This window comes from Phenylobacterium sp. (assembly GCF_036264965.1).
Classification (GTDB): domain Bacteria; phylum Pseudomonadota; class Alphaproteobacteria; order Caulobacterales; family Caulobacteraceae; genus Phenylobacterium.
This window is the reverse complement of sequence record NZ_DATAPY010000055.1, coordinates 1-12,428: the sequence shown is the minus strand read 5'-3', so window position 1 is coordinate 12,428 and position 12,428 is coordinate 1. Positions and strand designations below refer to the sequence as shown.

Annotated in this window: 10 protein-coding genes and 1 pseudogene; 3 read left to right on the top strand and 8 right to left on the bottom strand. The window is 67.1% G+C overall.

All coding sequences use genetic code 11. The features are described 5' to 3' along the window. Positions 1-52 precede the first annotated feature (52 nt). Positions 53-2,738, bottom strand: a pseudogene (gyrA, locus tag VHS75_RS07795) (DNA gyrase subunit A). A gap of 323 nt (positions 2,739-3,061) precedes the next feature. Here gyrA and VHS75_RS07790 point away from each other — a divergent pair. The 3 genes from VHS75_RS07790 (at position 3,062) to VHS75_RS07780 (ending at position 5,759) form a co-directional block, all read left to right on the top strand. Beyond that, on the top strand, positions 3,062-4,123 hold the full coding sequence (locus VHS75_RS07790) for a 2OG-Fe(II) oxygenase (protein ID WP_329638044.1): 1,062 nt from the start codon (positions 3,062-3,064) through the stop codon (positions 4,121-4,123). Beyond that, positions 4,123-5,241 (top strand): 2OG-Fe(II) oxygenase, encoded by a 1,119-nt coding sequence (locus VHS75_RS07785; protein ID WP_329638043.1) that lies wholly within the window; start codon positions 4,123-4,125, stop codon positions 5,239-5,241. Before VHS75_RS07790 ends, VHS75_RS07785 begins: the two co-directional genes overlap by 1 nt. 68 nt (positions 5,242-5,309) lie before the next feature. After that, the gene (locus VHS75_RS07780) at positions 5,310-5,759 is read left to right on the top strand and encodes a DUF3617 domain-containing protein (protein ID WP_329638042.1); all 450 of its coding nucleotides are present in this window, start codon (positions 5,310-5,312) and stop codon (positions 5,757-5,759) included. Positions 5,760-5,763: 4 nt separating this feature from the next. On the opposite strand, the gene ssb is transcribed toward VHS75_RS07780, so the two are convergent. The 7 genes from ssb to VHS75_RS07745 all read right to left on the bottom strand — a co-directional run. After that, the gene (ssb, locus tag VHS75_RS07775) at positions 5,764-6,249 is read right to left on the bottom strand and encodes a single-stranded DNA-binding protein (RefSeq protein ID WP_329638041.1); all 486 of its coding nucleotides are present in this window, start codon (positions 6,247-6,249) and stop codon (positions 5,764-5,766) included. A gap of 124 nt (positions 6,250-6,373) precedes the next feature. Further along, complete coding sequence (locus VHS75_RS07770) at positions 6,374-6,754, bottom strand: hypothetical protein (RefSeq protein WP_329638040.1); 381 nt, start codon at positions 6,752-6,754, stop codon at positions 6,374-6,376. A 40-nt stretch (positions 6,755-6,794) separates the two neighbouring features. Further along, positions 6,795-7,475 carry a hypothetical protein gene (locus VHS75_RS07765; protein WP_329638039.1) on the bottom strand — a complete coding sequence of 227 codons (681 nt, stop codon included), beginning with the start codon at positions 7,473-7,475 and terminating at the stop codon, positions 6,795-6,797. 64 nt (positions 7,476-7,539) lie between these two features. After that, positions 7,540-10,422, bottom strand: a complete 2,883-nt coding sequence (locus VHS75_RS07760) for a hypothetical protein (RefSeq protein WP_329638038.1) — start codon at positions 10,420-10,422, stop codon at positions 7,540-7,542. 190 nt (positions 10,423-10,612) lie between these two features. Continuing rightward, complete coding sequence (locus VHS75_RS07755) at positions 10,613-11,440, bottom strand: flagellin (RefSeq protein ID WP_329638037.1); 828 nt, start codon at positions 11,438-11,440, stop codon at positions 10,613-10,615. 180 nt (positions 11,441-11,620) lie between these two features. After that, entirely contained in the window at positions 11,621-11,911 is a 291-nt protein-coding gene (locus tag VHS75_RS07750; protein ID WP_329638036.1) for a flagellar protein FlaG, read from the bottom strand. A gap of 91 nt (positions 11,912-12,002) precedes the next feature. Continuing rightward, positions 12,003-12,428 (bottom strand): flagellin (locus tag VHS75_RS07745; RefSeq protein ID WP_329638035.1); only part of this gene is annotated, 426 nt, incomplete at its 5' end.

Genomic DNA, 12,428 nt, shown 5'->3' with positions numbered 1-12,428 from the left:
CTTCGCCTTTCGCCGTCGCGCGCAGTTCTGGCAAGGGGAAACTTATTCGGCCCTAGCCTTCCGCCGTGTCCGGACCATCGCCACCGCCGTCCGCGTCACCTTCGAGCTCGATGTCGGCGTCGTCCTCGCCGGTGTCTGCCAGGCGTTCGACAGACGCCACGTGCTCATCCTCAGCCTTACGGAAGACGATGACGCCCTGGGTGTTGCGGCTGGCGAGGCGGACCTTCCGAACCGGGGTGCGGATGAGTTGGCCCTGGTCGGTGACCATCAGGATCTGATCGCTCTCGTCCACCGGGAAGGAAGCTGCGAGGCGGCCACCCTTCTTGGTGAGGTCCTGGGCGAGCAGGCCCTGGCCGCCCCGTCCGGTGCGGCGGAATTCGTAGGCCGAGGTGCGCTTTCCAAAGCCTTCGGTTGAGACCGTCAGGATAATCTCCTCAGCCGCGCCCAGTTCCGCGATCCGCTCAGGTGTCAGACTGACCTGGTCTTCGCCGTCGGCGTCGTCCTCTTCGGCCAGAGGCGTTTCCTCTCCGTCGTCGCCCTCGGCCGCCGTCCGCATGAGCTTAGCGTGCTTGAGATAGGCCGTGCGCTCGGCCGGCGTCGCCGGGACGGCGCGCAGGATCGCCATCGAGATGACGCTGTCGCCCTCGGCCAACCGCACACCCCGCACGCCGGTGGAATCGCGGCCGGCGAACACGCGCACTTCCTCGGTCGGAAACCGGATGGCCCGGCCGAGCGCGGTGGTTAGCAGGATGTCGTTGACCCCGGCGTTGCAGATGCCGACGCCGACGATCTGATCGCCCTCATCCAGCTTCATGGCGATCTTGCCGTTGCGGCGCACGTCCACGAAGTCCGACAGCTTGTTGCGCCGCACCCCGCCGGAGCGGGTGGCGAACATCACGTCGTACCGATCCCAGGTCGCCTCGTCCTCGGGCAGCGGCAGGATTGAGGTGATGCTCTCGCCGGGCTCGATGGGCAGGATGTTGACCCAGGCCTTGCCGCGTGAGGTCGGCGTACCGATCGGCAGGCGCCAGACCTTCAGCTTGTAGGCCTTGCCGCCTGACGAGAAGAACAGCATCGGCGTGTGGGTGTTGGCCGAGAAGACGCGGGTCACCGCATCCTCGTCCTTCGTCGCCATCCCGGAGCGGCCTTTACCGCCGTGTTTCTGAGTACGATAGATCGACAGGGGCGTGCGCTTCACATAGCCGCCGTGGGTGACCGTGATCACCATGTCGTCGCGGGCGATCAGGTCCTCGTCTTCGACGTCGGCGTCACCCTCGACGATCTCGGTGCGGCGCGGCACGGCGTAGGCCTCGCGAACCTCCACCAGCTCCGCGCGGACGATGGCCATGATGGCGGCGCGCGATGCCAGCAGTTCGAGGTAGCCCTGGATGGCGTCGGCCAGCGTCTGGGCCTCACCGAAGATCTCATCGCGGCCGAGGCCGGTAAGGCGCGAGAGTGTCAGCGCCAGGATGGCGCGGGCCTGCTCGTCCGACAGCCGGATCTTGTTCCCGTCGATCACCAGCGTGCGCGGGTCGGCGATCAGCTCGACCAGGGGCAGCATGTCGCCCGCCGGCCAATCCTTGGCGATCAGGCGCTCGCGGGCCTCCGCCGGGTCCTTTGACGAGCGGATGATGTGGATGAACTCGTCGATATTGGCGACGGCGATGGCGAGACCGACCAGCACATGGCCGCGGTCGCGCGCCTTGGAAAGTTCGAACTTGGTGCGTCGTTCGACCACCTCTTCGCGGAACTTCACGAAGGCGGTGACCATCTCGTACAGGCCCATCTGCTCGGGCCGTCCGCGGTTGAGCGCCAGCATGTTGACGCCGAACGACGACTGCAGAGGGGTGTAGCGATAGAGCTGGTTGAGGATCACCTCGGCGCTGGCGTCGCGCTTCATCTCGATGACGATGCGCATACCCTGGCGGTCGCTCTCGTCGCGCAGGTCGGAGATACCCTCCACGCGCTTCTCGCGGACCAGCTCGGCGATCCGCTCGACCAGACCGGCCTTGTTCAGCTGGTAGGGGATCGAGTGGATGATGAGCTTCGCGTTCCTTGCGGATCTCCTCGATCGTCGCCACGCCGCGCATGATCACCGAGCCGCGCCCGCTCATCAGGGCGTTGCGCGCACCGGTCCGGCCGATGATCTGGCCGCCGGTGGGGAAATCCGGGCCTGGCACGATGTCCAGCAGGGCCTCGATGCTGACCTCGGGGTCGTCGACATAGGCTAGGCAGGCGTCGATCACCTCGCCCAGATTGTGCGGCGGGATGTTGGTGGCCATGCCGACGGCGATGCCGCCGGCGCCATTGACCAGCAGGTTCGGCACGCGGCTGGGCAGCACCACCGGCTCGTGCTCGGAGCCGTCGTAGTTGTCCTTGAAGTCGACGGTGTCCTTGTCCAGGTCCGCCAGGATCGACATGGCCGCCTTGGTCAGCCGGCACTCGGTGTAGCGCATGGCGGCGGGCGGATCGTTGTCGACCGAACCGAAGTTGCCCTGCCCGTCGATCAGCAGCAGGCCCATGGAGAACGGCTGCGCCATCCGCACCAGGGTGTCGTAGATCGCGAGGTCCCCGTGCGGATGGTACTTACCCATCACATCGCCGACGACACGGGCCGACTTCACATAGGAACGGTCCGGCGTGTGCCCCTGCTCGTTCATCGAGAACAGGATGCGCCGGTGCACGGGCTTCAGGCCGTCGCGGACGTCAGGCAGCGCCCGGCTCACGATCACGCTCATGGCGTAGTCGAGATACGAGCGCTTCAACTCGTCTTCGATTGCGATAGGGGCGATGCCCCCGTGCCGGTCGGCCGGCGGGGTAGTGTTTTCGTCGGTCAAGGGAGGGATTTAGCCGTTAGAATCGGACTGCTTATGTGGGGGCCATAGTTAGCATTCTGAAGCCCCCGACGCCAACTTTCGTGCGCGCGTACGCGCGCACGTGCGCGGGAGCCCGGTAAAGCATCGCGTCGCGGGACGGTGACCGCGGGCCGGCGGCGTCCTAAGAAGCAGCTTCGAGAAGGTTTCGTCCGTCCCATGCCATCCCCCCTCGCGCCGTCCAGCCCATGCCCCTGATGCTCGGCGAAGCCGCGCCGTGGTTCACGGCGTCGACGCCGTCGAACCCGGAGTTCGTGTTCGACACGGCCGCCGGGCGCTATGTCCTGATGGTCTTCCTGCCGAAGGACGACGCGGGCGCTGCGGCCGAGGCCATGCGCCTGGTGGCGAGCCATCGCGCCCGCTTCGACGACCAGACGCTCAGCGCCTTCATCGTGGTGCGCGACCCGACGACCGCCGCCACCGCCCAGGATATGCAGGGCCTGCATTGGGTGCTGGACGTCGCAGGCGCGGTCAGCCGCCTCTACGGCGTCCTGCAGGCGGACGGCGCAGAGGCGCCGATGTGGCTGTTGCTCGATCCGACCCTGCGGGCGATCGGCCGCGTGCAGTTGTCGTCAGGGCAGAAGATCTTCGACATGATCGTCCAGCTACGTCCGCCGGCCGACCACGCCGGCGTGCCGATGCATGCGCCGGTGCTGACCGCACCGCGGATCTTCGAGCCGCAACTGTGCGAACGGTTGATCGCCCTGCACCAGGCTGACGGCGGGACGTTCACCGGCGTTATGCGCGACGCCGGCGCCCGTACGGTGATGGTGATGGACGAACTGAAGCGGCGCCGCGACGTGCTGATCGACGACGGGGCGCTGCAGGTCCTGCTGCGCGATCGGCTTGAGCGGCGACTCTTTCCCCTGATCGAGCGCGGCCTCGGGTTCAGCGTCACCCATATCGAGCGCTACGTGGTGAGTTGCTACGACGCCGACGACGGCGCGGTCTTCCACCCGCATCGCGATTCCACGACGCAAGGGACCGCGCACCGCCGGTTCGCCTGCTCGATCAACCTCAACGACGGCTTCGCGGGGGGCGACCTGCGGTTCCCCGAGTATGGCCCGCGCACCTACCGCCCGCCGCCGGGCGGGGCTGTGGTGTTCTCCTGCGCCATGCTGCACGAGGCGACCCGAGTCACCGAAGGCCGCCGCTACGCCTTCCTGCCGTTCTTCTACGACGACGCTGGGGCGGAGATCCTCGACGCCTACCGCCAGCGGGTCGCCGCGCTGGCGGAGCCCGCCACCTGATGGACGCCCTGAGGCACACGACATGGAAGGCCCCGTTCGAGCCCGGCGATCCCGCGCCCTGGTTCAGCGCGCCCTCGCCGGAGAACAAGAACTTCCACTTCAGCGTCACCACCGGGCGCTACATGCTGTTGGGGTTCCTGCCCTCGCCGGGACCAGCGCGCAGCGCCGCCTTCGACGCTTTCTCGGCGCACCGCGCCCTCTTCGACGATGACCACATCTCGGCCTTCATGGTGCTGCGCGACGCTGGGTCCATCGCCCAGGCGCGCAACCAGCCGCCCGGGCTGCGCTGGTTCCTGGACGCGGACGGGGCGGTGAGCCGCCTCTACGGCGCGCTCGACGATCAGGGGGGCGAGCATCCCTACTGGCTGCTGCTGGACCCGACACATCGCACCCTGGCCGCCATGCCGTTCGACGATCTCGCGCAGCTCTACGCCCGGATCGAGGCCCTGCCGCCGGTGAACGACTACGCCGGCGCCGAACTCTATGCCCCGGTTCTGATCCTGCCGCGGGTCCTGGAGCCTGAGCTCTGCCAGCGGCTGATCGCGGTCTATGAGGCCGAGGGCGGCCAGCCCTCCGGGGTGATGCGCGACGTGGACGGCCGTACAATCGGCGTGCTCGACAACTTCAAACGCCGCCGCGACGTGATGTTGAGCGAGGGGTCAATTCAGAAGGAGCTCATGGCCCGGGTCAACTCGCGCCTAGCGCCGGCCATCGAGCAGGTCTTCCAGTTCAAGGTCACGCGCCTCGAGCGCTACCTCGTGGCCTGTTACGACGCCGCGGACGGCGGCTACTTTCGGCCCCACCGCGATAACGAGACCCTCGGCACGGCCCATCGCCGCTTCGCGGTGTCGATCAATCTCAACGCCGACGAGTTCGAAGGCGGCGACCTGCGGTTCCCGGAGTTCGGCGACCGCACCTATCGCCCGCCGACCGGCGGGGCCGTGGTCTTCTCCTGCAGCCTGCAACACGAAGCCACGCCGGTGACCCGCGGGCGGCGCTACGCCTTCCTACCGTTCCTCTACGACGAAGCCGGCCAGGCGATCCGCGATCGCAACATGGGGGCCCTCAAGGACGCGCCCGACGGCGCCGATGCCGCCAAGCGGCCGGCGGCCCCTTGAGCCGGCGCCACTTGCGCATTGGATCGGGCGCTCCCAACTCCGCCGCAATCTTGGTCTTAGGTCGAACCATGAACCGCCACGCACCCCTGCTCGCCCTGCCTTTGCTGTCGGTCCTGGCGTTCGCCGGCCCAGCGGCGGCCCAGAAGGCCATCAGCCCCGGCTACTGGGAAACCATCAGCAAGGTCACCTCGCCCTTCCCCACCCAGAAGACGGAGCGGCGCTGCATCCTGCCGGCCGACGTCGCCAAGTTCATGGAAGGCAAGATCAACCACATCTACAAATGCACCTATCCGACCAAGGAGGTCGGGGGCGGCAAGATCCGACTGGAAGGCACCTGCGCCACCAAGGACGGCCCGCCCGTGCCGATCTCCGGCAGCGGGACCTTCAGCAGCGACAGCATGCATCTGGAGGCGCGGGTCTCCCCGCAGATCGGCGGCCTGACCATCCCGGTGCACGCCACCACCGACGCCAAGCGCCTCGGCGAAACCTGCCCCGACCCGGCCGCGCCGGTGACGTAACCTCCTAGAAGGGGATTTCGTCGTCCAGGTCGGCGGAGAAGTCCTCGCGCGGCGCGGAGCTCTGCGCGCGGGGCCCCGACGAGAACCCGCCACCGCCGCTGTAGCCGCCCTCTTCGCGCGCGCCGCTATCGCCGTCGCCGCGGCCGTCCAGCATGGTCAGCTCGCCACGGAATTTCTGCAGCACGATCTCCGTCGAGAACTTCTCCACACCGGACTGGTCAGACCATTTGCGCGTCTGGATCGAGCCCTCGATATAGACCTTCGCGCCCTTGCGCAGGTACTGCTCGCAGACCTTCACGATGTTCTCGTTGAACACCACCACCCGGTGCCACTCGGTCTTTTCCTTGCGCTCGCCGGAGGCGCGGTCGCGCCAGGTTTCCGAAGTGGCCACCCGCAGGTTCGCCACCCGATCGCCGGAGGTGAGCGACCGGATTTCGGGGTCCGCCCCGAGGTTGCCGATCAGAATGACCTTGTTGACGCTGCCCGCCATGTCGATGTCCTAAGCTTCCGTGGTTGCGGGCGTAGAGCCCGGGCGCAAGCTAGCGATCCGTCAACGGATGAGCAAGGACTTTGTTCCCTTTACGTTCACGTTCCGAGGGAACCGTCCACAGGCTTTATTGCGTCGGCATGGCTCCCGGAATGGCCAGCCGGCCGTCGCCGGTGCGCACCAAAGCGACATAGCGCGGACCTTCCAGACTAGTTGAGGTTAAAACGCCTTCCTGTTGAAGAAACAAGAAATTCGCCTGATAGGCGCCATAGATATCCTGCTGCGATCCGCCCATCCGCAGGAACTTTAGTCGCATGGCCTCAAGATTGGAGGCGCAGGTCTCCAGGTTCGCGGCATTGACCAGCTTGAAGTACTTCAGCTTGCCGTTCTTCTGCGGCACCACGTGATAGCAGACACCCGGATCGCCCGGCGGCTCGGTACGCTGGCTGCAGGCGGACAGAGCCACGGCGGAGGCTGCGGCGGCGGTCAGGAGGGCGAGGCGTTGCATGAGCCCGATCCTACACAAGTAAATTCGCTGACGCGAGACGTCAGCCGGCCGGCGGGCATCCCGGCTGGTCCATCAGCGAGCGGAAATTGCGGTTGTCGCCCGAGGTCTCAATCCGGCCGGGAACCAGCCGCAGGGTCTGGGCGCCCCAGCGGCCGTAAGCCGCCTCGCCTGTGCGCTCGCAGCGGCCGGCGAACAGGGTCTGGGCGCAGGCCGCCAGCGGCATGTCGGGCGTGAGTTTGCGCCACTGGCCGCCGGCGTAGCGCCAGCAGGCGTCGGAGGGGCCGCTGGCGGCCTGCGGCGCGATCTGTGGGACGGGCGCGGGTTCCGTCGGCGGCTCTTCGGCGACCCTGCCTTCGCCGGGCGGCAGCGGGGTGATCGCGGTCCCAGCCTGGTCGGCGGCGGCCAAGGCCCCGCTCTGGTCGATGCCCACGTCCAGGGCGTCGGTGGCGACCCCGTTTCGCTTGGCGCAATCCGCCAGGGTCAGGTCGCCCACCAGCTGGCCGGCCACGAAACAGCGGAGCGGCTTGGCGGGATCGAGGCGCCCGGGCGCGGCGCCGGTTGGGTCGATGACCAGTCCTGCGCGGGACGCCGGCGGCGCGGCGGTCTTCTCGCCGCGATGCTGCGACACCAGGGCCCAAGCCACCGCCAGCCCCGCCACCAGCGCTACAGCGGCGCCGGCCAGCGCCAGCACGATTCTTCGGTCCTTGGGGACGACGTCCATGGCCTTCGCTAGACCGCGGGCGCCGGCGTTTCAAGCGCGGCGGGACGGTCGCGCAACGAAGCCGTCAGGCGAATGTCGAGGTCGACGGCGACGGGTTTCCGCCCGTCAGACGCGCCAGGCCGGCCTGCAGGTTGGCCAGCTGATTGGTCAGGTAGGTCGGCACCGGATTGCTGCCGCTCTTGTTCGTCGCCGCGACCTTCTGGGCCGCGGTCTCCGGCGTGTTGGCCGCCACCAGGTCCTGATAAGCCTTGCGCACCACGCCCATCGCCGCGGCGATCGTCGCCTGCGCGTGGCTGATCTGCGAGGCGTTGCTGAGGTTCAGCGTGCTCGAAAGCCCCAGGCCATAGATCGTGGCGCCGCCGTCCGACGGCGTGCTCTTCGAGGTGACGGAGCTGAAGGTCGTCTGGTTGATCATCCCTTCCGGCAGACCCAGGGTCGTCAGCGCGTTCTTGTTGGCCGGGCCGGCGCCCAGGGTGATCAGTGCATTGCCGAAGGCCGGCTTGATGGTGAGCTGCTGGCCCCCGGAAAGCGAGGTGCTGACCGTCGCGGTGGCTTCGGAGCCCGAGGCCCGCTGGATCTTGACGGCCAGCGTCTGCAGGGTTTCGCCCTGATCGATGGTGATGGTCACGGGCGGCGCGCTCCCGGAGGCGACCGTGAATTGGTCGCCGGGGCGAAGAGAACTTTGCGCCGTCAGCTGCTGGGAGGTGTCGCCGCCGATGGTCCCCTTGGGCAGGCCCAAGACGTCGAGCACGCTGGCGCCGCTGGAATCCACGGCGATTGAGGTCGGCGAGGTCATGCCGTCCTTGCCGCTGAAACGCCGCGAATAGTTCACGGTCCCGGTCGCGATATCGATATTGGCGAGGAAGCCGTCCTGCGTGCCGACCGCCGGCTGGTTGGGCAGGTCGGTCCCGGCCGTGCCGGTGATCCACACCTGGCCGTTGGAGACCGCCAGGCCCGTGGCGCGGTCGTTGCCGCTGCCGCCGTAGTAGGCGATCGCGTCGCTGGAGCTCGGGGTCAGGTTCTCGTTCACCTGGGCCGCGAAGGCGTCGGTTCCGCCGGAGGCGGCGCTGGTGATCGTGCCGGCGCTCAGGGCGCCGTTGGCGGTGGTCCCGGCCACCACCACCTGACCGCTCCCGTTCAGCGACAGGCCCGCGATGGTCCCGCCCTGCAGGCTGCCGAGGTCGCGGGTGTTGGTCAGCACGGCCTGGCCCGACGAAAGATCGAAACTGCGCAGGACCGCGTCGCCGTTCTCGACGCTGGCGGTCACCATCGTATTGCCGTCGACCACCAGGCCCTTGGTGGAATCCGCACCCGTGGTGCCAAAGGTCTGGGTGAAGGTCGCCTGCGGCGCCCCGGTCTTGGCGTTGGTGGTGAAACCCTCGACATAGCCGTCATAGCCGCCGATCGCCGGCGCGCCGCCGGGCATGACGCCCTGCGCTTGGCCGGCCACGTAGACGGTGCTCCCGTCGGCGCTGAAGGCGACGTTGGTGGCCTGGTCCTGCAACGCCGAACCTCGCCGCGCGGTCCACAGCTCGTTGCCACTGGAATCATAGAGGCTGACCGTGCTGTCGGTCTGGTCGGAAAACGCCCCGGTCGCGCCGGAATTCAGCGCCCCGTCGGTCGTGCCGTCCAACTGGCCGGTGACCGAGCCCACGACCGCCACCTGGCCGGTCGAGGAGACCGCCAGATTGTAGCCGGTCGCCGTGCTCGAGGCCCCAAGCGTGCGCGTGTAGATGAGGTTGCCGGCCGAATCGTACTTCAGCAGGGCCATGTCCTGCGTTCCGTCGATCTTCTGGCCGTTCACCGTGCCGCTGACGTCGGCCAGCATGTAGACCGAGCCGTCCGCCCCGACCTGGGTGGCGTGGACCGTGCCGATGTTGGGGCCGAGGTTGTCGGAGAAGGTCTGGCCGGAGACGTAGTTGCCCTGCCCGGTGATCTGCGGGGGCGCAGGCACGGTGCTGGTGTCGGTCTGTATCTTCAGCAGCTGGGCGTTGGTGTTGGAATCGTTGGTGGTCGGGTCGTTGTCGGGATTCGGATTGCCGACCGTCTCGCCGATGTAGACCGCGTTGGCCGTCTGCGGGGCGCTGAAGGACACCGTTTCGCTAGTGCCGATGTTGACCTGCATCGCGAACTGATCGGCCGTGGGCGGCAGGGTGACCGTCGTGCCGCCGGCGGTGATGGTCTGCGGCTGACCGGGGATCCGGTCGGCGGCGACGCGCGTCTGGACGCCTGCGGCGGCCAGCTGCTGGTTCATGTAGATGATGACGTTGGCTAGGCTGCGCGTCTGGGTTCCCATGCCCGTGAGGTCGATGGGAACCACCGTCGTCGTGTTGTTCAGCTTCACATTGATGTTGAACTGGACGTTGCCGTCGTAGGCCGGGACATCGGCGGTGAGCGAGGTGGTCAGCGGCGCAGTGGTGTAGGTCGTAGCCGGTTTGGCGATCGTCAGGCTGGCCTGGGCGCTTGTCGCATCCGCGCCCAGCGCCAGCCGAAGCTTGCTGAAGTCAGTGCTCGTCGCATAGTTCGAAACCTGCGTGAGGCCGTTGTTGAAGGCGCTCGACAGCTGCTTCAGCTGCTGGGGATCCTTGGTGGTGGACGCCTGGGTGGCGAGGTCCTCCAGCGTCGACAGGCCCTGATAGAGGGAAAAGAGCTTGCCGTAGTCCGGCGACGCGCCCGGCGCGTTGGTCAGGGTGCTGGCCGTGTTCAGGATCGACTCGCCGGCGAGCGCGCTGGTGACGTTGGCGCTGGCCTGCTTGGGGGTCTCCTGGGTGCTCCAGGGCGGGGTCGGCGCGGCGGGCGTAGCGCTCTTCGCAGTTGCAGCCGCGGCCGTCGCGTTCGACTGCGCGGTGATCAGACCGGACAGGTCGAGGCTAATGATGCCGTTGCTGTCCGTGTTCGCAGTGCTGAACAGCCCCAGCACGTAGCTCTGATTTGAGAACGTAACCATGGAACGCCTTACGCGCGATGAAAACCCCGCAGCCCGACCATGCCGCCGCAACCCCTGCCCGTTCGTTAAGAAACGGCGGAATCTGTCTCGGGAAATCCGTTAAAGGCGGCCCCGGCCGCCGACAGGAAAAGGCCCGGAGCGCTGGCTGCGCTCCGGGCCTTCTTTACGCCCCAACGGAAGGGGTTGGCCGCTACTTGAAGAGCGACAGGATAATCTGCGGCGCCTGGTTGGCGATCGACAGCGCCTGGGTGCCCAGTTGCTGCTGCACCTGCAGGGCCTGGAGATTGGCGCTTTCCTTGGCCAGGTCGGCATCGACGAGATTGCCGACGCCGGCGGTCAGCTGATCGGAAAGCTGCTGGACGAAGGTGTTGTGATTGCTGATTGCCTTGCTCTGCGAGCCAAGGAAGCCCAGCGCCTGGTTGGTGTTGCTGATCGAGCTGGTGAGCTGCGCCAGTACGTTGGTGGCGAAGGTCAGGGTGCCCAGCGACGCCGTGGCCGGCACCGTGATGATCCCACCGCCCAGCGACATGTTCTGGCTGGAAAGGGTAATGAAACCCGTCGCATCGGCGTTGGCGATGAACTTGATCTGGGCCACCGAGCCGTCGAGCATGTTCGCGCCGTCGAAATTGGCGTTCTGGATCACCTGGGTGATCTGGCCGAGGATCGATTTGAAGTCGGAGTTCAGGGCGTTTCGCGATGCGGTGTCGATGGACGGGTCCATCGCGGCCACGACCTTGGTCTTCATCTGCACCAGCAAGTCGGAGATGGTCGAACCCGCGGTGGATGCGACGTCGGCGATGGACGTCGCCCTGTCGAGGCTTGATTTCACCGCCCCGAGCGAGCCGATGTCGGCCCTCTGTCCCTGGGCGATGGCCCAGACCGAGGCGTTATCCTTGGCGTTATTGATCGCCAGGCCGGTGCTGATCCGGTTTTGAACCTCGTTGAGCTTGTTGCTCGTGTTGTTCAGGTTCTGCAGCGCGATAAGGGCTGCATCGTTGGTATGTACGCTCAACGCCATCGGCGGTCTCCTGGATGGCCGCCTACCCGCTTTGCTGCGAGTCGTCGGGCCGTTCGCAGGTCAAGCTATGGAATCGTGGTGAGCAGATGGTTAACGCCAACGCAGATTGCCGCCGCCGGGTGCGCCGGGGCGGTTGAAGTCCGTACGGGTCACTCCCGGTCCAGTGGGAGCCCCTATGCTTCAGGCCTTGGCCCGGACCACGTCCCCGGCTTCGTAATCGAGTGCTTCGCGAAGCTGCAGGACCTGTTCCCGAGGCAGCTGCTGGACCACTTGGCCCGTCACTCGATTGACCGTTTTGTAGACGTAGGAGTTGGTGGCCTTGTCCTCTTCAATGACTAGTCGCAGGTCCGCCGGATCCTGGCTTTGAGCGGCGCGCTGGGCGGGCGTCCCGGTGTCGGGGCGCTGCGGCGCGGGCTTTTGGCCGAAGGTGGGATCTGGGGTGGCTGCGAAGCTCGCAACCTTGTTGTCCATCTCTCCTGTCGTGGGCGCTTCTGACGCCTACGCTCCAATGAGGGAAAAAGCGGACGGCGGAGGGACGAACCCTCCGCCGCCGCCGTACGGCCTACTTGAAGAGGCCGAGGAGGATCGAAGACGACTGGTTGGCGATCGAGAGCGCCTGAATGCCCAGCTGCTGCTTCGTCTGCAGCGCCTGGAGGTTCGCGCTTTCCTTCGCCAGGTCGGCGTCAACGAGGTTGCCCACGCCCGCGTCGATGGTGTTCTGCAGGTCCTGGATGAACGTCAGGTGCGACGCCAGGGCCTTGTCTCCCGTACCGAGCTTCCCGAGGGCGCTCGACACGTTGGCGATCGCCGAATTCAGCGTGGCGATCATGCTGGACGCCGTGGCGACCGTGCTGATCGACGAGGTCGCCGTCAGGCTGCTCGTCAGGTTGGTGCCGCCCAGCGATAGGTCCTGAGCCTTAACGGTGATCACCGAGCTGGCGTCGGCGTTCGCCAGCGCCTGGATGGTCGAGCCACCGCTTTGGATCAT